This window comes from Vibrio sp. YT-16 (assembly GCF_033337405.1).
GTDB classification, from domain to species: domain Bacteria; phylum Pseudomonadota; class Gammaproteobacteria; order Enterobacterales; family Vibrionaceae; genus Vibrio; species Vibrio alginolyticus.
In genome coordinates this window covers 336,693-358,427 of record NZ_JAWOQQ010000004.1, presented here as the reverse complement: position 1 = coordinate 358,427, position 21,735 = coordinate 336,693, and the positions used below count along the sequence as shown (strand labels likewise).

Annotated in this window: 19 protein-coding genes; 6 read left to right on the top strand and 13 right to left on the bottom strand. The window is 44.2% G+C overall.

Annotation, left to right across the window (positions count from 1 at the left end; all coding sequences use genetic code 11):
- Positions 1-144: 144 nt before the first annotated feature.
- The 6 genes from pheT to R7F07_RS09960 form a co-directional block, all read right to left on the bottom strand.
- Positions 145-2,550 carry a phenylalanine--tRNA ligase subunit beta gene (pheT, locus tag R7F07_RS09985; protein WP_158173821.1) on the bottom strand — a complete coding sequence of 802 codons (2,406 nt, stop codon included), beginning with the start codon at positions 2,548-2,550 and terminating at the stop codon, positions 145-147.
- Between the two features lie 18 nt (positions 2,551-2,568).
- Entirely contained in the window at positions 2,569-3,552 is a 984-nt protein-coding gene (gene pheS, locus R7F07_RS09980; RefSeq protein ID WP_005385470.1) for a phenylalanine--tRNA ligase subunit alpha, read from the bottom strand.
- Between the two features lie 191 nt (positions 3,553-3,743).
- Positions 3,744-4,919, bottom strand: a complete 1,176-nt coding sequence (locus tag R7F07_RS09975; RefSeq protein WP_158173820.1) for a hypothetical protein — start codon at positions 4,917-4,919, stop codon at positions 3,744-3,746.
- Between the two features lie 10 nt (positions 4,920-4,929).
- Positions 4,930-5,721 (bottom strand): outer membrane lipoprotein-sorting protein, encoded by a 792-nt coding sequence (locus tag R7F07_RS09970; protein ID WP_025766823.1) that lies wholly within the window; start codon positions 5,719-5,721, stop codon positions 4,930-4,932.
- An 18-nt stretch (positions 5,722-5,739) separates the two neighbouring features.
- Positions 5,740-8,118 carry an efflux RND transporter permease subunit gene (locus R7F07_RS09965; RefSeq protein ID WP_158173819.1) on the bottom strand — a complete coding sequence of 793 codons (2,379 nt, stop codon included), beginning with the start codon at positions 8,116-8,118 and terminating at the stop codon, positions 5,740-5,742.
- A 249-nt stretch (positions 8,119-8,367) separates the two neighbouring features.
- The gene (locus R7F07_RS09960) at positions 8,368-9,156 is read right to left on the bottom strand and encodes a TetR/AcrR family transcriptional regulator (RefSeq protein WP_005377913.1); all 789 of its coding nucleotides are present in this window, start codon (positions 9,154-9,156) and stop codon (positions 8,368-8,370) included.
- Between the two features lie 270 nt (positions 9,157-9,426).
- On the opposite strand from R7F07_RS09960, the gene R7F07_RS09955 reads away from it, so the two are divergent.
- Positions 9,427-9,612, top strand: a complete 186-nt coding sequence (locus R7F07_RS09955) for a hypothetical protein (RefSeq protein ID WP_005377915.1) — start codon at positions 9,427-9,429, stop codon at positions 9,610-9,612.
- On the opposite strand, the gene R7F07_RS09950 is transcribed toward R7F07_RS09955, so the two are convergent.
- The 6 genes from R7F07_RS09950 to thrS form a co-directional block, all read right to left on the bottom strand.
- Entirely contained in the window at positions 9,605-10,414 is an 810-nt protein-coding gene (locus tag R7F07_RS09950) for a helix-turn-helix domain-containing protein (protein WP_005377917.1), read from the bottom strand. The two genes, R7F07_RS09955 and R7F07_RS09950, sit on opposite strands and share 8 nt — an antisense overlap.
- Positions 10,415-10,781: 367 nt before the next feature.
- Positions 10,782-11,099 carry a heavy metal-binding domain-containing protein gene (locus tag R7F07_RS09945; protein WP_130546017.1) on the bottom strand — a complete coding sequence of 106 codons (318 nt, stop codon included), beginning with the start codon at positions 11,097-11,099 and terminating at the stop codon, positions 10,782-10,784.
- Positions 11,100-11,288: 189 nt separating this feature from the next.
- Positions 11,289-11,642, bottom strand: a complete 354-nt coding sequence (gene rplT, locus R7F07_RS09940) for a 50S ribosomal protein L20 (RefSeq protein ID WP_004727974.1) — start codon at positions 11,640-11,642, stop codon at positions 11,289-11,291.
- 40 nt (positions 11,643-11,682) lie between these two features.
- Entirely contained in the window at positions 11,683-11,877 is a 195-nt protein-coding gene (gene rpmI, locus R7F07_RS09935) for a 50S ribosomal protein L35 (RefSeq protein WP_005377932.1), read from the bottom strand.
- A 120-nt stretch (positions 11,878-11,997) separates the two neighbouring features.
- Positions 11,998-12,549 carry a translation initiation factor IF-3 gene (gene infC, locus R7F07_RS09930; protein ID WP_080276913.1) on the bottom strand — a complete coding sequence of 184 codons (552 nt, stop codon included), beginning with the start codon at positions 12,547-12,549 and terminating at the stop codon, positions 11,998-12,000.
- Positions 12,550-12,552: 3 nt separating this feature from the next.
- The gene (gene thrS, locus R7F07_RS09925) at positions 12,553-14,481 is read right to left on the bottom strand and encodes a threonine--tRNA ligase (protein WP_005395892.1); all 1,929 of its coding nucleotides are present in this window, start codon (positions 14,479-14,481) and stop codon (positions 12,553-12,555) included.
- A gap of 402 nt (positions 14,482-14,883) precedes the next feature.
- On the opposite strand from thrS, the gene R7F07_RS09920 reads away from it, so the two are divergent.
- Complete coding sequence (locus R7F07_RS09920) at positions 14,884-15,861, top strand: DUF3187 family protein (protein ID WP_171342710.1); 978 nt, start codon at positions 14,884-14,886, stop codon at positions 15,859-15,861.
- A gap of 6 nt (positions 15,862-15,867) precedes the next feature.
- Here R7F07_RS09920 and R7F07_RS09915 read toward each other — a convergent pair whose 3' ends face one another.
- Positions 15,868-16,611, bottom strand: a complete 744-nt coding sequence (locus R7F07_RS09915; protein ID WP_171342711.1) for a sporulation protein — start codon at positions 16,609-16,611, stop codon at positions 15,868-15,870.
- A 247-nt stretch (positions 16,612-16,858) separates the two neighbouring features.
- Between R7F07_RS09915 and hutC the strand changes: the two genes are divergently transcribed.
- The 4 genes from hutC (at position 16,859) to hutU (ending at position 21,729) form a co-directional block, all read left to right on the top strand.
- On the top strand, positions 16,859-17,566 hold the full coding sequence (gene hutC / locus R7F07_RS09910) for a histidine utilization repressor (RefSeq protein WP_171342712.1): 708 nt from the start codon (positions 16,859-16,861) through the stop codon (positions 17,564-17,566).
- A gap of 129 nt (positions 17,567-17,695) precedes the next feature.
- Entirely contained in the window at positions 17,696-18,946 is a 1,251-nt protein-coding gene (gene hutI, locus R7F07_RS09905) for an imidazolonepropionase (RefSeq protein ID WP_005377945.1), read from the top strand.
- A 1-nt stretch (position 18,947) separates the two neighbouring features.
- A complete protein-coding gene (gene hutG, locus R7F07_RS09900; RefSeq protein WP_171342713.1) occupies positions 18,948-19,958 on the top strand; it encodes a formimidoylglutamase in 1,011 nt (336 codons plus the stop codon).
- Between the two features lie 73 nt (positions 19,959-20,031).
- Positions 20,032-21,729 carry a urocanate hydratase gene (hutU, locus tag R7F07_RS09895; protein WP_054578031.1) on the top strand — a complete coding sequence of 566 codons (1,698 nt, stop codon included), beginning with the start codon at positions 20,032-20,034 and terminating at the stop codon, positions 21,727-21,729.
- The last annotated feature ends 6 nt before the right edge of the window (positions 21,730-21,735 follow it).

Sequence of the window (21,735 nt, the reverse complement as noted above, 5' to 3'; positions counted from 1 at the left end):
TCCCTAGTTTGGTCTAGTATTTTAAAGTAATGAGGGATGGTGCGAGCAGTAAGGAACTTGAACAACGATAAGGTAATCCTAAAAATAAAAAACCCTGCCAAACTGGCAGGGTTTTCATTTCTTAAGAAGATACGTTACGCGAGATTAGTCACGCAGAGACGCACCAAACTTCTCAGAAACGTGAGCAACGATAGCGTCAACCGCACCAGCGATATCTGCATCTTCAAGCGTACGCTCAAGTGACTGTAGAGTCAGAGCGATTGCTAGGCTCTTCTTACCATCTTCAACGCCTTTACCTACGTAAACGTCGAACAGTTTCGCATCTTTAAGGAACTCGCCACCTTGCTCTAGACAAGCGTTAACAATGTCACCAGATGCAACAGCTTCATCCACTACTACCGCGATATCACGACGGTTTGAAGGGAATTTAGAAAGTGCTACCGCTTCTGGGATCACTTTGCTGTTGATTGCAGACCATTCGATTTCGAATACGATAGTACGACCGTTTAGACCGAACTTACGCTCAAGCTCAGGGTGAACTGTACCGATCACGCCCACTTCTTTGCCGTCTACGATGATTGCCGCAGATTGACCTGGGTGAAGTGCTGGGTTAGCTTTTTTGCTTTCAGGTGACAGTGCAGCGAAAGAGTACGCTTTTTCGTTCGCAGATAGCTCTAGAATCGCTTCTAGATCGCCCTTAAGGTCGAAGAAATCAACAGTGTTGGTTTCGATATCCCAGTGCTCTTCACCACGAGTACCAGCAATAACACCTGCAAGCATAGGCTCTTGACGCATGCCGTTTTCTGCAGATTCACATGGGATGAAACGTAGGCCATATTCGAATAGACGAACGCGTGGCTGTTGACGCTTCTGGTTGTGAACAACCGTGTTCAACAGACCTTGGATAAGACCAAGACGCATTGCTGACATGTCTGCAGAAATTGGGTTTGGAAGTACGAGAGGCTCAACACCAGGTACAACTAGCTTTTGCTGCTCAGGCTCAACGAAGCTGTATGTAATTGCTTCGTGGTAACCACGGTCAACAAGAAGATCACGAACGCGTTTCAGTGGAAGATCCGCTTCAACGTGGTTGTGCATCTTAAGTGCTGCTGCTGGGTGTTGGTTAGGAATGTTGTCATAACCGTAGATACGGCCAACTTCTTCAATCAGGTCTTGCTCGATAGCGATATCGAAACGCCATGTTGGCGCTACTGCCACCCAACCTTCTTCAGAAGCTTCAACAGTCAAACCTAGGCGCTCTAGGATTTCTACTACGTCAGCATCAGCGATGTGGTGACCTAGTAGGTTGTCTAGTTTAGTACGACGTAGAGCAACTTTGTTTGGCTTAGGTAGGTCTGCTTCAGACTCTACTGCAACAACAGGTGCTACTTCACCACCACAGATCTCAACTAGAAGCTGAGTTGCACGCTCCATTGCGCTCACTTGTAGTGCGTAATCCACACCACGCTCGAAACGCATTGAAGAATCAGTGTGCAGACCGTAGCTACGAGCGCGACCACGGATGTGGTCAGGTGCAAAGAATGCACACTCTAGTAAAACGTCTTTAGTCTCAGTTGTTACACCTGACTCTTCACCACCAAAGATACCTGCGATTGCAAGTGCTTTGTTGTGGTCCGCTACTACTAGTGTATCTGCGTTTAGTTCTGCTTCGCTGCCGTCAAGAAGTGTTAGCTTCTCACCTTGCTCAGCCATACGAACTACGATGCCACCTTCGATCTTCGCTAGATCGAATGCGTGCATTGGTTGGCCTTGCTCTAGAAGAACGTAGTTAGTGATATCTACCACAGGGTCGATAGAGCGAATACCACAACGACGCAGTTTCTCTTGCATCCATAGTGGCGTTTCAGCTTGAACGTTTACGTTCTTAACTACACGACCTAGGTAACGTGGACACGCAGCTGGCGCTTTCACTTCGATAGACACTTTATCGTCGATTGAAGGGGCAACTGCTTCTACTAATGGCTCTGTCACGTCAGCACGGTTTAGTACGCCAACTTCACGAGCTAGACCACGAATGCTGAAACAGTCAGCGCGGTTTGCTGTTAGGTCTACGTCTACTGTTACGTCGTCTAGACCTAGGAATTCACGGAAATCAGTACCGATTACTGCGTCTTCTGCTAGTTCCATGATGCCGTCTGACTCAACGTCGATACCTAGTTCAGTGAACGAACAAAGCATGCCGTGAGATGGCTGGCCACGTAGTTTCGCTTTTTTGATTTTGAAATCACCTGGAAGAACAGCACCAACTGTTGCGACTGCTACTTTCAGACCTTGGCGACAGTTAGGTGCGCCACAAACAATGTCTAGAAGCTCTTCTTCACCCACGTCAACTTTAGTTACGCGCAGTTTGTCTGCATCTGGGTGTTGGCCACATTCAACAACGTGACCGACTTTAACGCCAGTAAAAGAACCAGCAACAGGAAGAACGTCGTCTACCTCTAGGCCGGCCATTGTAATTTGGTGAGTTAGCTCGTCAGTAGTAACCGCAGGGTTTACCCACTCACGAAGCCATGATTCGCTGAATTTCATGTTGATGAACCCTCTGGATTACTTGAACTGTTTTAGGAAACGAAGATCGTTCTCGAAGAACGCACGTAGGTCGTTCACGCCGTAACGAAGCATTGTTAGACGCTCAACACCCATACCGAATGCGAAACCAGAGTATTTTTCAGGATCGATACCTACGCTACGTAGCACGTTCGGGTGAACCATACCGCAGCCTAGTACTTCTAACCATTTACCGTTTTTGCCTTTCACGTCTACTTCAGCTGAAGGCTCAGTGAATGGGAAGTAAGATGGACGGAAACGTACTTCTACTTCTTCTTCGAAGAAGTTACATAGGAAATCGTGCAGGATGCCTTTCAGCTGAGCAAAGTTTACGTTCTCATCAACCAGCATGCCTTCCACTTGGTGGAACATTGGCGTGTGCGTTTGGTCGTAGTCGTTACGGTATACACGGCCTGGTGCGATGAAACGGAATGGTGGTTTACCATTTTCCATCGTACGGATCTGTACGCCTGACGTATGAGTACGAAGCATCAAGTCTGGGTTGAAGAAGAAAGTATCGTGGTCAGTACGCGCTGGGTGATCAGCTGCGATGTTTAGCGCATCGAAGTTGTGGAATGCATCTTCGATCTCTGGGCCAGCCTCGGTGTTAAAACCAAGTTCGCCAAAGAACTTCTCAATACGCTCTACAGTACGAGTTACTGGGTGTAAACCACCGTTTTCAATACGACGACCTGGTAGTGTTACGTCGATTGTTTCTGCTGCTAGTTTCGCTTCAAGCTCAGCACGTTGTAGTGCATCTTTACGAGCTGCGATAGCTTGCTGAACTACGCCTTTCGCTTTGTTGATCTCTTGACCAGCTTCACGGCGTTCTTCTGGTGGTAGTTTGCCTAGGCTTTGAAGTTGAGCAGTTAGCTCACCTTTTTTACCCAGATACTGAACACGCACTTCATCAAGTGCGACTAGCGATTCGGCAGCTTCAATTGCAGTGCTCGCGCTAGCAATGATCTCTTCTAGATGTTGCATCGTTTCCTCATCTACCTGTAGGTAGTGTCCATAAGGGAGTGATTGGTTTTTTGATAGCTGTACATAGTAGCCAAACCGGGCACCAATGCCAAATTGAATTACGAAAAGAAGAGGTTATTGAATAAAAAGAGCACAAAAACGTCAAAAATGTCATCTTTAGTTAATCTGCCGTTTAGTTGTGCCCTTTTGTTTTAGAAATAGTATTGAATAGATAGCTCGATAAAATCGTCATCTCTAGCGAAGTAGAGCAAATCATTTGGTGTTTCATTTTTAAACAACCAAGCATCAATTTGCCACTTAACGTGATTCGATATTCGGCTCGATGCTTCTAACTTAGCATTGTAAACATCATCGTTATCTAAATCCTTCGTAATTCCCGTCAATACTTCCGTTCCGTCCTCATCATTGAGCGCCCAACGAATACCTGCAAACACATCATTTTGACCGATAGTTTGTGCGTTGTTCCCACGACTGTCATAGAGGTACTCACCAATAACCCCCACATCCCAAACCGTGTCAAATGCACCGACGAAGGTATACTCAAAACCCGTCACAAGACCGACATGATTATCAGCACTATCTCGATAAATACTTTCCAGTTTCCATAACCAATCGCCAACGGTTCCTTGCACATCCAGACCGACATGACTCATCAGAGCGTAGTAAGACTTTAATTCTCCGTATTCAAAACGAAAGTAAGGATCCCGGTTTGTTCCATATAAATAGCTCAGGCCTACGTCCCAATCGCCAAGCATTTTCGAATATCGAAAAGCCACATCTACGTGCTTCTCTTCTCTGCTTGATTCATAGATAGCATCATCAGAGACAACGGGGTCGGTTCGCAAGCGGCCATCTGTACCCGCAAACGTTCGTTCCCTAAAGTAAGGTAACAACATTGCGTGGACGGTGCCCCAGTCTTTGAAAGAGGTAAAATGTAACATCGGCTGACCGAGTTTATCTTCACCATCGACGGCTTCAATGGCATCTGTTTGGTTTACTACATCAACTAAATGGGCTGATTCAGTCACTCCCCAAAAGACCTTACTAATCCCAACTCGAAGCTCATAATCATCCCAATAAGTCAGATAAAGTGCCTCTCGTATGTCACCATGACTTCGCTCATCGTCTAGACCATCCAGACGATAGAAAGGTGTGAAAGTAAAGTTTGCATCACCATTTTGCATCTCCCAGTAAAATTCTGGCTGCAAAACCAATGACGTTTGCGCTTTGCTCTGACCCTGAGAGCCCGTTTTAAAAAACTGACGATGCTCAATATTGACTTGTCCTGCAAGCTCGACGGCAGTCAGAGGCATCGAGTAAAAAAAGGCTGCTGCACTAAGCAACAACCCAGCATTTAATCGCTTCATTTTTCCTCCACTACCTCACTCGCTTCAACACATTCTTATGAAAGTCATTGTCTTGCAATCCAGTGTTAAAACGCATTTCGCTAGTCGTTAGCTCAGTACTTTTTCCTGTTTGATGATTTGTCATCGCCATAGTGTGCGCTCGCCAATATTGGTTGAGATATTGCTTGTAATCGGAAAAAGAAAGCGTTTTTAACAAAGAGCCTTTGCGGTCGTAAAACTCAACTTTAAGTGGACGATAATGCGCTTTATCTAACCATACCGTTTGCTTGGTATAACCTGAGTTCTTATCGGTCGGAATTTGCTCTACGACGAAAACATCTTGCCCGTTTATGCTGTCATCTTTTAGGTAGTTGAAACGGTATTTTTCAATCTCAAAGGAACTGAGATCCTCATACGCGAATTCACTGCCCATAAAAGGACCTGATTTGTTACGCGAGGAAATACGTTTCACACGTTTCAGTGCAGGAAGGTAAAGCCATTGGTCATCGGCACCCACCGTATGAGAATGGTTAAGAAACGCCGTGCCTTTTACATCTCTCGGTTCATCAAATATCGTGAGCCCTTTGTCACCATCGCCATCAACTTCGAGTGATTGTAAGCGCATTAAACGTGTGCTGCTTTCTCCTTGCGCGTTTCGCAGAATCATTTGCATCGTAGCAACAGAATCCCCCCACCCTTCATCACGGGCTTTGCGCTCTTGGGCAATTTCTAGTCCTTTGGCTTCATCCGCCAACACCGCATGACTCATAATAAGCGAGACAGAAAGTACTGATACTTTTAAGGCATTTTTTACTAAATTCATGTTCGATCCTTTAATTCGTTATGACTGAGTAACAGTCTTGGTTTGAGAGTCAGTTGATTTAAGCTTATTTCGGCGCTCCACCTCGTCGTAAACGCCTTTGTCAAACAACATCAGTAGAGTCGGTAGGAAGATGAAATCCACAACAAGGGCAATAAAGATGACAATGGCACTCAGCTGTCCCATATCGGCATTTAAGCGGAAGCTCGACATCGCCAGAACAGAGAAACCAGCAACAAGCACGACCGTCGTAATCCAAAGTGCGCGCCCCACGGTACGAAAGGCGTAGCGAACCGCTTGCTCCGCACTGTGGCCATCTTTACGAGCGTGTTGATATTTAGAAAGAAAGTGAACGGCGTCATCAACAACAACACCAAGCGTTAATGTCACAACGACAGACAATCCCAAGTTAATCTCGCCAGAAACCAGCGCCCAAATACCAAAACCAATAAGCGCAGGAGCAATATTCGGGACAAGACTAATTAAGCCAAGCTTGAACGAACGCAAGGCAAAGATCAGTAATGCAGAGATTAAGACAAGAGTAATGGGCAAGGTTGACAGCATGCTGGCCATATTCGTTTCACCAATATGCGCAAACATCAATGAAGGACTAGAAGCAACAACATCATATTGAGGCGCGTTTTCGTTAAACCATTGGTAAATGCGATTTTCCAAATCAACAAGCTCGACGCTGCCCAAGTTCTCCACGGTGAGAACCATCTTGATCGACGACTTATCTACATTGATTTGGTTGTTCAAATCTAAACCATACGGTAGTGACATTTCATAAAGCAGCAGATATTGAGCCGCTAATTCTCTGTCTTGAGGGAGCGAGTAATAAGCCTGATCATCTCCATGCATGTTCTTGTTTAGGCGCTTATAAACATCGCTCAAGGTCGCAACATGGTCCGTTTCTGGCTGCAACCTTAGCCAGTCAGTAAATTTACCCACGGAATTGAGAAAATTAGGATCGGCAATGCCCTGCGATTCGTTGGTTTTTATCGCGATACTGATGTTCGCCATGCCACTGATTCGCTCTTCCATAAAATCAGCCGCTCGGCGAAATTCATTGCTATGGCCAAAGTACTCGACGGATTCATCATTGACTTTGTTCAGCGGAATCAAGCTCGCACTCGCGACAATAACAAGCACCGACAACGGCAATAAAGCATGTCGCTTTGACACCACGAAATCTCCTAAATGATCCATAAAGTGCTTTCTTTCATCAGAAGTATCCGACTTCACCGTAACCGGAAGGATATTAAGCAAGGCGGGAAGTAACGTGATGGAAAGGAAACAAGCAACCATGACGCCAAGAGCTGATAGGTTGCCGAAATCTCGCAGGATTGGAGAATCCGACATATTCATCATTAAAAAGCCGATCGCGGTGGTAATGGAGGTAATCAAGATAGGCATGAAATTGAGCGCAATACTTCGCTCAATAGAGTGGGCTTTACTAAAGCCGTTTTGCATAGACTGACGCATTGTCGCGATGATGTGTACACAGTCTGCGACGGCAAGCGTCATCACCAAGGTAGGCACATTAACGGTCGCCGTGCTTAAGAACATACCAGCCCATCCTGACAAGCCCATTGTCACCATAACCGAGCCGATAATAACGATGAGCGTCGCGATGACGCTAAGCAATGAGCGCAACATGATGGTCAGAAACACCAATATCACTAGTAACATAGTAGGCACTAATGTTGCGCTATCATCTTGGGCTGCGGTCATAAACGCGTAGTTCATTGCAATAATACCAGCCTTGTGGAATTCCGTGTCTGGGTACACTTGCTGATAACGCTCAATCATTCCGTTTATGTAAGCAACCACCTCTCGTACTTCAGCAGTTTTATCTATTTCAGGGAGTTGGACCGTAATGTTTACGACCGTGACATCTCCTTTTTCAGAAATCAGTGAACTTTTCAAAACCGGCTCACTCAACGCAATACTTTTGACTTTCTCTATTCGTTGAGGTGTCAATTCATATTCGCTATACAGTAAATCTTCGACAAGAAGATCATCTTCAAACGCTTCGGTATGCTGGTAGTTGGCGAGGGAATCAACGCGGGTCGAGTATGGAACTTGCCACGCCTCGTCAGTGATCTGCTGAATAAGAGATAATGTGCTAGGAGTAAAAACAGTGCCGCTCTTTGGCGCTATAACCAAAGCAAGACTGTCAGATTTTGCAAAGGTGGTTTGAATTTCATCAAACGCAAGTAACTGCTCATTTGTTCCATCAAAGAAGATGTCGTAATCTCCTCTAAAGTAAAGATTTTTTCCTCCAATAGTTGCTATGACAATCAATAAAACGGTAGCAAGCATCACCAATACACTGTAATTCGTTGGTAGCTTACCCCACCCTGAACGGGCGTATTGTTGAACGTTGTGATGTGGCATCACACTCTCCTTTTGTGACGTTTCGTCAAATTTAAAAACTAAAAAAACAGCAAATGCTGTAAATAACCAGACAAACTCGACATGCAAACTTTAGATCGAATGAATTTGGCTACATAAGTTAGTTTTTAGTAACTTCCTATGCTTCTCGTGATCATTGGCTGAACGCCAACCTTCGAGATTTAATGACGATTCGTCACAATAGTGCGATAAAAAAGCCAACCATAACGTCAGATTGGCCTTTCCAGTTTATTAGCGATTCACTGACTCTAAATAAGCAAGCTCTTCACTAAATAACTCCTGCTCCACTCGACGCCAGGTTTTACGGTAGTCCCATTCTGTAGATAAAGGCGACCAACCTAAACCATCAAGTAACATATTCGCGTTGTGCAGTACTGAGAATGGGTCTTGAATTCGCTGAATACATCGACTGTTCGATGCATTTTGCGCCAAAGCGTTTGAACCGAATGCAATAGACCAGTTGGCGAATACAATAGCATCAGAACCAATTGCGGGAGAAAACTTAAGATCACCACATTCTACCGCATTGTTCACCAGCGCATCAGCACCATCTATTACTTGTTCTTCCAAGTTATTCAGTTCATTCACACGTTTAGGCGAAGCCTTCTCTAGAACCCAAGGCGTCTTTGCAACAATCGCACAAGTTGATAGTACTGGCTCCATACGAGCGTAAATACGATAACCTACATGCATCGCAATGATTTTTTCTCTGGTATTGCCATTAAATTTGGCGGTACGTTCGAAAAATATTGCTTCGCTTTTCAGCGAATGAATACAAAGCGCAAGAATCACATCTTCTTTGCTGCAAAAATGATTGTAGATCGTCCCTTTAGAATAAGGGCTTGACGCTGTAAGCTTGTCCATCGTTAAGTTGGCAAAGCCTTGCTCTTGAACTAAAGACTTAGCCAATTGAATAAGCTCTATCTCACGATCAGCAATCGCCTGTTGCTTTTTTGTTAGCCCTGAAGACACACGACATCCGTCTTGCTTGCTATATTTTTTACAGCGAAAGTTAAACATAATCCTTTGATCCGTATACCAACACACTCCCAATAATTGTAACACGATTCTTTAATACAGGAACGCAACTAAAGTTGACGAACCGTCATAAATGACACTTCGTCATAATAGATCAAAAAACAAACATTTCAAGTATAAATTTATAATTAGAAGATAAATAGCTACCAATTATTCATACCCAAGTAGCTACAGGATGCTTGGTTCAACGAGAATGGTTTCTTTGTATAGGAAGCGAGAGAGGCTTTGGGAGGAACAACGAAGGAAATCAGCATGTTAAAAATAACGAAAGTAGATGCTGAACAGGTATTATTCGAAATAAGCCCAAAACACTTTAAATCTGAATTAAGAGCAAACACCGCTGAATGCCCTACTTACAAAGTATTTGCTGTCTTAGGCTTTTTCTTTTGCAACGCCCTTTCAGAAACTCTCTTCAAAAAAGGCTCAAAATCTATATAGATAGGCTTGGCTTATCACCTGCAGATGCGATGGCATAACGAATATCATCAATAAATCGCCCCTCTGTCTCAATAATGCCGTCAGAGAATGTGACTGGCTGATGTGGCCCAGCAAGTAGAACAATATTAGTAAAATCAGAAACATTAAAGTTCTCTGCTACAACATTTTTGGAATGAAAATCGATGACGGTCTTTGCGACTTGATCTTCCAGTAACAAAAGCTGTTCTTCGGTAATTTTCATACGCGCCAAAGCAACGCGAACACACTTATCGTGGGTAGTCGTCTGCTCTTTTATGATTTCTGTATATTTGTCGTTGAGCTTGGAGTTTTCTGCATAGCTATAATATAAAGGTCCGTGCAGCGTTATATTTTTATCTTCATCAACGTAAACGAGATCCAACAACTCTAATGCTTTTAAGTAATCGGACATGCTCTGCTCAGACAAGTCATACTTTTTCTTTAAAATAGAATAGCCGTCTTTACCTCGTAACATTCTCAATTCACGATAAAAGTCGTAAAGGTGAGGGAATTGAAAGAATACCTCATCCTGCGTACGACTAAAGTAATCCTCGTCTTCACCTTGCAATTGATTTGCGAGCTTTTGTAGTTCATCTAACGTGCAATCAACCGCTCTACAATATTCCAGCAACTTATCTAAAGCGAGATTCGTGCTTGTAAGATGTCTCTTAAAGGTAGACAGTGGCATACCCATTTTCTCAGATAGCTCTCGATATGTTAGCCCTTTTGTTTTAATCGCTTGGCGTAATGCGGCTAGCAAGTATTCGGGAGTCAGATCTCTCATCTACAATTCCTTTTGGCAATGTTACAGCTGTATAGTATTTGTAACAATTTAGAAACGCTTGGCAAGGTATAAGTTCATATTTTTATAAGAAAAACATGAATTAATATACTGAAAGGAGAATTCACACAACAAATGAAAAATTCAATATGAATTCAATTTCATTATAGATATAAAAATAATATGCAAAACAAAAGTAAAGCAATCACTCTAAATTGTCGTGATTAATTTTAATAGTAACGTAAAGTTGAGAATATAAACCTATTCGCTCTACAAAAATCTAGAATAATTAACCTAAAAGGAACAGAACGGTAAATGCATAATAATTCACCGCTCTCTATTGGCATTTTTGCAATGCTATTCAAGTAGACTAGTTCGCTAATTTCACCGCAGTACCAAATGCCAAAATTTCCGAAGAACCATCTACGATTGAGCTTGTGGTAAATCGAATCCCTACAATTGCATCGGCACCTTTAGACTCAGCGTCCGCCACCATGCGTTGTATAGCAATATCACGCGCGTCGGTCATCATTTCCGTGTAACCTCGAATTTCGCCGCCAACAATGCTCTTGATACCCGCCATGAGGTCACGGCCAATATGTTTTGATTGAACAACATTACCAGTTACAACCCCTCTGATTTCAGAGATCTGCTTGCCAGGAATGCTTTCGGTCGTTGTGTAGATCATTTTTAATCCCTTATAAACGTAAAAATTTATACCCAAGCTACCTTATAACTAACATAAGATGCTAACCAATAAATTGAGAAGACTGATAAACAATACTCTAAATAGCCAAGCTAAAAGTCATTTGGGTATAAATTTTAGCAATAAAAAAGGAGAGCTAATGCTCTCCTTCTCTTAATCCTAAACTGCTAATTAAAGAGCAGCTTTCGCTTTTTCAACTAGAACTGCAAATGCAGCTTTGTCGAATACTGCGATGTCCGCAAGGATCTTACGGTCGATCTCGATAGATGCTTTCTTAAGACCGTTGATGAAACGGCTGTAAGATAGACCATTTTGACGAGATGCCGCATTGATACGTGCAATCCATAGTTGACGGAATTGACGTTTCTTAGCGCGACGGTCACGGTAAGCGTATTGACCAGCTTTAGTAACTGCTTGGAAAGCTACGCGGTAAACGCGTGAACGCGCACCGTAGTAACCTTTAGCTTGTTTTAGAACTTTCTTATGACGTGCACGAGCTTGTACACCACGTTTTACGCGAGGCATTATGCTTCTCCTAAACTAAACGATTGATAACTAAAAAGAATTAAGCGTATGGCAACATACGGATTACTGCAGCCACTTCACATTTTGGAAGGATTGCATTCGGACGTAGTTGACGCTTGTTCTTAGTAGTACGCTTAGTCAGGATGTGACGTTTTGTAGCGTGCTTGTACTTAATACCACCAGCAGTTTTCTTAAAACGCTTAGCAGCACCTTTGTTGGTTTTCATCTTAGGCATGATGAATAACTCCGCATTGAGTAGGTTTAATAAACAACGTAATTAGGGCGAACAAAACCCAGCCATATGCCTTTATATAAAGGAAAGCGGCTAGGTTTTAATTACTTGATGAGCCGTTAATTACTTCTTTTTAGGGGCTAGCACCATGATCATCTGGCGACCTTCAATCTTCTTAGGGAAAGATTCAACTACAGCAATTTCTGCAGTATCTTCCTTAAGACGATTTAGAACGTCAACACCGATGTCTTGGTGTGCCATCTCTCGGCCACGGAAGCGAATTGTTACTTTCACTTTGTTGCCTTCTTCAAGGAAACGCGTCAGGTTGCGTAGTTTTACCTGATAGTCTCCAATATCAGTTCCAGGACGGAATTTTACTTCCTTGATCTGGACCTGCTTTTGCTTCTTCTTCTGCTCTTTAGCAGTTTTGCTCTTCTCGAAGAGGAACTTACCATAGTCCATCACACGACAAACAGGTGGCTCGGCGTTAGGACTGATCTCAACGAGATCCATACCAGCTTCTTCAGCAGCTGCAATGGCTTCTTGAATCGATACAACACCAACTGATTCACCGTCAGCGCCTGTTAGTCGAACTTCACGAATACCACGAATTTCACCGTTGATACGGTGCGGGTTTTGTTTTACCGGCTGTTGGCCACGTCTTCCGCCTTTAATAGCTTATTCCTCCAGATTGAGCTTACGGCTAGAGATCTCGTCTTGGATGTATGCAATAAAATCATCCACTTTAAATTTACCAAGATCTTTACCTTTACGAGTACGCACTGCAATTTCGCCAGCTTCCATTTCTTGGTCACCAACAACAAGCATATACGGTACACGCTTCAAAGTATGTTCGCGGATTTTAAAGCCAATCTTCTCATTTCTCAAGTCCGCTTTAGCTCTAATTCCACTTTTTTGTAGTTTTTGTACTATTTCTTGAACATAACCTGACTGTTTATCAGTAATGTTCATAAGAACTGCTTGTTCTGGCGCCAACCAAGTTGGGAAGAAACCAGCATATTCTTCGATAAGGATACCGATGAAGCGCTCTAGTGAACCTAGAATCGCACGGTGAATCATTACCGGTACAAGACGTTCATTGTTTTCACCTACATAAGTTGCACCCAAGCGACCTGGTAGGTTGAAGTCTAGCTGGACAGTACCACACTGCCACGCACGGTCTAGACAATCGTATAGTGTGAATTCAATCTTAGGACCGTAGAACGCACCCTCGCCTTCTTGAATTTCGTATGGGATATCCATCGATTCAAGAGACTGCTTCAATGCTTCTTCAGATTGATCCCAGATTTCATCTGAACCTACACGTTTCTCTGGACGAGTAGACAGTTTCACTACGATGTTGTCGAAACCAAATGTTTGGTACGTATCGTACACCATCTTGATACAGTTTGTTACTTCTTCTTGAATTTGGCTCTCAGTACAGAAAATGTGAGCGTCATCCTGAGTAAAGCCACGTACACGCATAATACCGTGTAATGCACCAGATGGTTCGTTACGGTGACATGAGCCAAACTCAGCCATACGTAGCGGTAGGTCGCGGTACGATTTTAGACCTTGGTTGAAGATCTGTACGTGACCTGGACAGTTCATTGGCTTAATTGCGTATTCACGGTTCTCAGAAGAAGTTGTGAACATTGCATCAGCGTATTTATCCCAGTGACCTGAGCGCTCCCAAAGAACACGGTCCATCATAAGTGGACCTTTCACTTCTTGGTAACCGTACTCATCTAGCTTAGCGCGGATGAATACTTCTAGATCACGGAAGATAGACCAACCATTGTGATGCCAGAACACCATACCCGGTGCTTCTTGCTGCATGTGGAATAGGTCTAGTTGCTTACCAATCTTACGGTGATCACGCTTCGCCGCTTCTTCTAGGCGAGTTAGGTGCGCTTTCAGTGCTTTCTTGTCGTGGAAAGCCGTACCGTAGATACGTTGAAGCATTTTGTTGTCGCTGTTACCACGCCAGTAAGCACCTGCAACATTCAGCAAAGTGAAGTGTTGACAGAAGCTCATGTTAGGAACGTGAGGACCACGACACATGTCGATGTATTCTTCATGGTGGTAAAGGCCTGGACGATCATCACGAGATACGTTTTCGTCTAGGATTTCCACTTTGTATGGTTCGCCACGTGATTCAAACGTATCACGCGCTTCCTGCCAGCTTACTTTTTTCTTAACCACTTCGTACTTGGTTTTCGCTAGCTCTTTCATACGCTTTTCAATCTTTTCAAGATCTTCTTGCGTTAGAGATTCGTCTAAGTCGATATCGTAGTAGAAGCCATTGTCGATGGTTGGACCGATCGCCATTTTAGCTTGAGGGTAAAGCTGCTTAAGAGCGTGACCAAGAAGGTGAGCACAAGAGTGACGAACGATTTCTAGACCGTCTACTTCATCTTTAACTGTGATGATTTCAAGGCTTGCGTCTTCTTCAATTAGGTCACACGCATCAACGCGGTTACCGTTTACACGACCAGCGATAGTTGCTTTTGCAAGACCGGGACCGATCGATTGCGCAACTTCCATAGTAGATACTGGGTTGTCAAATTGACGCTGACTGCCGTCAGGAAGAGTAATAATAGGCATGCTATGTCCTTTACAGTGGTGTTGCACACCAAGCAACACATGTTATTCAAATTAGAAGCTATTTGTTGAAAATAGTTGAGAGTCAATAAAGGCCTCTCGGTAACACGAATACCGGACCGTTATCGAAAATGGGATTGTACCTAGCTCACATTTAGAATGCAAAGCGCGATTTTGTTTTGTCATAAGAACTTAACCGCAGACCCATCACGACAACTGATCATGCTTTTTTAAGAGACCGCATAGCTGATGAATGGAATTGCCCCTCAATGAACTTACACAACAAATTACAATATCCCCTATTACGTGTGAACCGATACAAAGCCTAACACGCTGGGCGAGAGCTCAACGTGCGATTTAGGTATATAGTTGTTTTATAGAGTAGTTTGTATGTAGGTATTCATCATGGTCTATTTCAAATCGCGCTTTATGGTGCTTCTAAGCACCTCGATATGTTCTTTGCAAGCCTTCGCATCAAATGACTTATATGGCCCGCTGCGTTCTTACGCACAATCCCCAATGCAAGTGGTTAGTCACACCAACATACTACGTTCAGGACACAGTCTGCCCTCTGGTTTTGTCGAAGCCTATGGTTCGGGAACCGTGGCAAGTGTTTGGGCTCATACTGATGAATACGCACTGGATTATTACCACAACCAAATCGAAATTGGCAGCAAGTGGCAAATCAATAGCAGTTGGCAATGGGAACTCAATTATCGGTGGGTTTTTGCCGCTGATAACCATTTAGATGGACTGACTAAAAGCTTCCATAACCTTTTCGGTATCGGACAGAATGGCCGAGACAAAGTAGACAGAGATCGTTTTTACATTTCAATGCCGCAATATGATGTGCTAGAAGATGATTTCGAAGGACAAACGCTTGCCAACAACTTATCTACTTATTTGCAATATCAAGTGTTTCAGAATGAACATCACGGCCTATCTATTGGTGGCAGCTTATATTTTAATGATGTTGCTCACGGGACTTTTCAAGGCAGTAATTTCGAGCAAGGCTTCCAAATAAATTACAGTTATTTGAGTGACGCCCATGCATTTTACTCGACGGTTGGCATGACTTTTCGCTCAGATGATCGCGCCTTGCTGGATCTACCCTATCGGCATAATACGATTGCCGTTGCAGCTGGGTACCGTTATGCATTGGAAGATAACCACCACCTGATGTTTGAATACCATTGGTATCAAGGATCGACAGAAGGACCCGCAGAGTTTGCTGATGCCTCTAATGAACTGGTATTAGGCTATCGATATCTAATGGAAAACTCCGCGCTTGAGTTTTTAGCCGTAGAGAACGCACGAAACATGGATAACAGTACCGATATCGCTTTCACAATAGGATATCGGTACATATTCTCATCAAGTTGATGAGAACTATAGATTTAGCGTTGGTGCAACCGCGGCAGCGACTTGAGCATCAGTTGCATTGATCGGCAACGTAAACGAGCGATATTGGTCACCAACCAAGCTGAGCGAACGGTCAATCTCCGCCAAACAATGCATGACCTGCCCTTCCAGAATAAAAGAAAGCTCAATTTCTTTTGATGAGATAAAGCCGTTATTTCGGAACTCTAGCTCTTGATAAATTCCAGAGCGAGAAGCAAACGAGCCACCGCGCAAAAAGCCTTTTTCAACATCGGCTTTAACCATAGTGAAACCAGCTTGCTCGATCGCTTGAATAACGCGAGATGCTACTGGTAGTGGTTTCACTTCAATATAGTCACGGTCACGCGGGTCAATCGCAAAATCAATGTCTAACGTCGTTTCAACCCAAACATGGCATTGATTCTTAAGTGCGCTAACCGCAGTAATTGGCGTTTCATCATGCAGTTTTAGCTCAAACGGAACCTGCTTCTCTTCATTCGGTTGAATCACAAAGGGGTCTACCGCCTTCAGCTGATCAATAGTGAACGTTTGGTAACTTACGCTATCATCCACTTCGACTTTCATCTCTGTGTTCAATTTAATCGTAATAGCATCAATTTGTTGTTCGACGTCTCCGCCTTTGATATGAACATGCCCTTTCAGCGTCGCTCCTTGAAACACGCTCATTTCGTTTAAAATCGTATCTACTTTTGCAGAACCGATCCCCAGTGATGCTTTCAATTTTTTAAACATGTTTTTCCTTTTTAGCGACTTTTCTTCTCATAATCGTTTGTTTACACAATTGTTTTATACTCTGCAAGCAATAGACCACAAGAAAATGTTCGAATTCCATCATCAATCCAAATAATGCTCAACAGCAAGAATCATTCAGCCCCACAATAGGATTGTTCTGTCACTAAGTGCTGCATTTGTCGAGAAATGTTTGCAATTTGTACCTAAATTAAGCAGTATTTGTATAGTCAAATAAAAGGGAATCATTATGTCTGCACCACTCTACATTCAAATCAAACAATTTATCCTCGATAAAATTGATGCTGGAGAGTGGATAGTTGGTCATCGTATCGCCACAGAGATTGAGCTTACCGAGCAATTTGGTGTCAGTAGAATGACAGTGAACAAAGCAATTCGGGACTTAGTTAATGAGGGCCGATTACAACGTCGCCCACGCTTAGGTACGTTTGTGTGTGATCCTGGTGAAAAGTCAGAATCTCCTCTGTTAGACATTCGAAACATTGCCGAAGAAGTCAGCGACCGAGGGCGACAATATAGCAGTAAAGTGCTCAAACAAGTTGCCATAAAAGCAGATGACAGCATTGCGACAAAACTCGGCGTCATGCTTGGCACAACGGTGTTTTACAGTGAAATTATTCACTATGAAGACCAAACGCCGATTCAATTGGAGCTCCGCTGGGTGAATAGCCAATATGCCCCGAGTTATTTAAATCAAGACTTCACACAAATCACTCCAAATCAATACCTGTCAGATAATTGCCCACTCAGCGCGATAGAACATACTGTAGAGGCAATTGTGCCTGAAAGCCGTATTAAGCAAGACTTAAAAATGCAAGCCAATGAACCTTGCCTTCTCTTGAATCGCAGAACGTGGAGCCAAGATAAGTTAGTCAGTACCGCCCTACTTTATCACCCTGGTAACAAATATAAGCTGAGCTCAAAAGTGCTCATTTAAGGACAAGATTTGTCCTCTAGATCTACGTTTTGATCACATTTTAGCAACATCAATCTTGTCAGTGTTCTTATTTTGCTCTATTTATTTGTATATACATTTAATGATACAAATAAACACAGGGACACAAACATGGATTTGCTGATTGAAAACGCACGTCTAGTTACCATGCAATCGGGAGAATGCGGATACCTTCCAACGCCTCCAGCGCGCATTGGTATTCAATCTGGAAAAATCGTTGCGATCAGTACTTGTGCCATTGGTGAAGACGCACCGCAAACCGAGTCTCTGCTGTCTGCCCAACATTACGCTCAGAGTATCGACCTTCAAGGCAAGTTAGTTCTGCCAGGTTTGATCGACTGCCACACTCATCTTATTTACGCGGGCAATCGTGCCAACGAATTTGAAATGCGCTTAAACGGCGTGCCATATCAAGAAATTTCCAAACAAGGCGGTGGGATACTTTCAACGGTGCATGCGACGCGTTCAGCAACCGAAGCGCAATTAGTTGAGTTAGCGTTGCCACGTTTAGACGGGCTACTCGCGAGCGGCGTCACTTCTGTCGAAGTGAAATCAGGCTACGGATTGACACTGAATGATGAAGTAAAAATGCTCCGTGCAGCCAAAATGCTTGAACAAGAGCGCAAAGTTAAAATCACCACTACACTTCTCGCCGCTCACGCCATTCCGCCAGAGTTCCAAGGTCGTGCAGATGATTATATTGAGCACATTTGTCAGGACATAATCCCTGTTGTCGCAAAGGAAGAATTAGCTACGAGTGTCGATGTTTTTTGTGAATCGATTGGTTTCAATCTTGAACAAACAGAAAAAGTGTTTGTAGCTGCAAAACGCCACGGCTTAAAGGTTAAAGGGCATACTGAGCAACTTTCTAATCTCGGTGGTACAGCCCTCACTGCGCAATACAACGGTCTGTCAGCGGATCACATCGAGTTTTTAGATGAGCAAGGTGTTAAAGCACTTGCTCGATCAAACACCGTCGCCACTCTATTGCCTGGCGCTTTTTATTTTCTAAGAGAAACTCAGTTACCACCGATTGAGTTGTTGAGAGAGCATAACGTGCCGATGGCAATTGCTACGGACGTCAACCCAGGTACATCACCATTTTCTGATCTCACACTCATGCTGAATATGGCGTGCACGCTATTTCGCCTTACACCGCAAGAAGCACTGCGTGGTGTAACGCAACATGCAGCCAAAGCTCTGGGTTATCAAAACTCACGTGGCGAAATCAAAGTAGGGTTTGATGCGGACTTCTCTATCTGGGATATCGAAAGCCCTGCGGATTTAAGCTATCAAGTCGGAGCAAAACGTCTGGTAGGTCGTATAGTAAATGGTGAATACATTTCACACGGAGGCCAATAATATGTCTCAATTCGACCTACACTCTCCCCTATTTCATTGGCAAGGCCGTCATGATGCCGAGGACGGCAAGCTTGGTCAGCGAATTCATCACGTTGTTCAACGCCAAAAAGCAGATGAGTTGCGTGCCGTTGCGCATGGCGTCTCATTACTCGGTTTTGCTACCGACGCTGGCGTTGCGAGAAACAAAGGACGCATTGGCGCGAAAAAAGCGCCAGACTTAATCCGACGAGCACTCGCTAATTTAGCATGGCACCAAGACGCCCCACTATATGACTTAGGTACTGTGGCGTGTGAAGACGACTTACTGGAAGAGAGCCAAGCTCTATGTGCAGCAACCATTTCAAGCGCACTGCCCCATACGCCAGTCATCGTGCTAGGTGGTGGGCATGAGATTGCGTGGGCCTCGTTTTCCGGCTTAGCGGAATATTTTAAAGCGCACCATCCAGAGAAGAAGCCTAAAATCGGCATTATTAATTTCGATGCGCATTTCGATTTGCGCGCATTTGAGAGCAACCTCACCGACATAAGACCAAGCTCTGGCACCCCCTTCAACCAAATTCATCATTTTTGCCAACGTAACGATTGGGACTTTCATTACGCTTGTATTGGTGTAAGCCGTAGTAGCAACACTAAAGCGCTATTTGAAAAAGCAGATGCGCTAAATGTTTGGTATGTAGAGGACAATCAGCTCTGCTACTTAAACCACAGTTATCACTTAACTCAGCTTCAGCATTTTATTGACGACTGTGACTACCTCTATTTGACTATTGATCTGGATGTATTCCCTGCTGCAACCGCACCTGGAGTCAGCGCACCAGCTGCTCGGGGAGTGAGTTACGACACTATTGCACCCTTTTTAGATCGAATTCTTCATTACAAAAATAAGCTAATGCTGGCTGATATCGCCGAATACAACCCAAATTATGACGTCGATAGTCAAACTGCACGATTAGCTGCCCGTTTGTGTTGGGATATCGCCAACGCGATGGCGGAAAAACAGCACAAACCATAATGCATCCCAGATGCCACTGATTATTACGACCAAGCAAGTACTTGGTCATCACGAGAAACTAAAGGAGTCTGAAATGACACAGCGCCAGGGACAAGATCCACGACTTGATACAAGCAGAACAATTCGTGCACCTCACGGAGATAAACTGCGCGCAAAATCTTGGCTAACCGAAGCCCCTCTTCGTATGCTGATGAACAACCTTGATCCTGATGTTGCAGAACATCCACATTCACTGGTTGTATATGGCGGCATTGGCCGAGCAGCGCGAAACTGGGAATGTTACGACAAGATTGTTGAAGTACTTGAAAGACTCGAAGATGACCAAACGCTTTTAGTTCAATCAGGCAAGCCTGTTGGTGTTTTCCCTACTCATAAAAATGCTCCACGCGTGCTTATCGCAAACTCAAACCTTGTTCCGCATTGGGCAAACTGGGAACACTTCAACGAGCTCGATAAACAAGGCTTGATGATGTACGGCCAAATGACCGCTGGCAGCTGGATATACATTGGCTCGCAAGGTATCGTACAAGGCACATACGAAACGTTCGTATCTGTTGCAAAAAAACACTTTGACGGTGAAGCAAAGGGCCGTTGGATTCTAACAGGTGGTCTCGGTGGCATGGGTGGTGCTCAACCTCTCGCTGGTACAATGGCGGGCTTCTCCATGATTGCAGTAGAGTGTGATGAGTCACGTATCGATTACCGCCTACGTACAGGCTATGTCGATAAGAAAGCGACTTCTTTAGATGAAGCGCTAGCTATCATTAAAGAGTCAGACACACCAGTATCGGTTGGTCTACTAGGTAATGCAGCAGACGTTTTCTCTGAGCTGGTAGAACGTAATATCACGCCTGATGTAGTAACAGACCAAACGTCTGCACACGACCCGCTCAATGGCTATTTACCACAAGGCTGGAGCATGTCTCACGCAGCAGAAATGCGTTTGCAAGATGAAGCAATGGTCGTAAAAGCAGCGAAAAAATCCATGGCTGTGCAAGTTCAAGCGATGTTAGAGCTGCAAAATCGCGGCGCCGCAACACTCGACTACGGTAACAACATCCGCCAGATGGCCTTGGAAGAAGGCGTAGAAAACGCATTTGATTTCCCTGGCTTCGTTCCAGCCTACATTCGTCCTCTATTCTGTGAAGGTATCGGTCCTTTCCGTTGGGCTGCTCTCTCTGGCGATCCTGAGGACATTTATAAAACCGACCAAAAAGTAAAAGAGCTAATTCCAGATAATCCGCACTTACATAACTGGCTAGATATGGCTCGCGAACGCATCCAGTTCCAAGGTTTACCTGCGCGTATTTGCTGGGTTGGTCTTAAAGATCGTGAGCGTCTTGGTCAAGCATTCAACGAAATGGTGAAAAATGGCGAACTTAAAGCGCCCGTTGTCATTGGTCGAGATCACTTAGACTCTGGCTCTGTAGCAAGCCCGAACCGTGAAACCGAAGGTATGATGGACGGTTCTGACGCCGTATCAGACTGGCCATTATTAAACGCGCTACTCAACACGGCGGGCGGCGCAACTTGGGTTTCACTGCACCACGGCGGTGGCGTAGGTATGGGCTTCTCGCAACACTCAGGTATGGTTATCTGCTGTGACGGCAGTGAAGATGCCTCACAACGTATTGCCCGCGTGCTGCATAACGACCCAGCAACAGGCGTGATGCGTCATGCTGATGCGGGATACGATATCGCTAAACAATGTGCAGCAGAGCAAGGGCTAGATTTGCCAATGCTCAACGAAGAACTGAAGAAGCTCAAGTAAGGATGA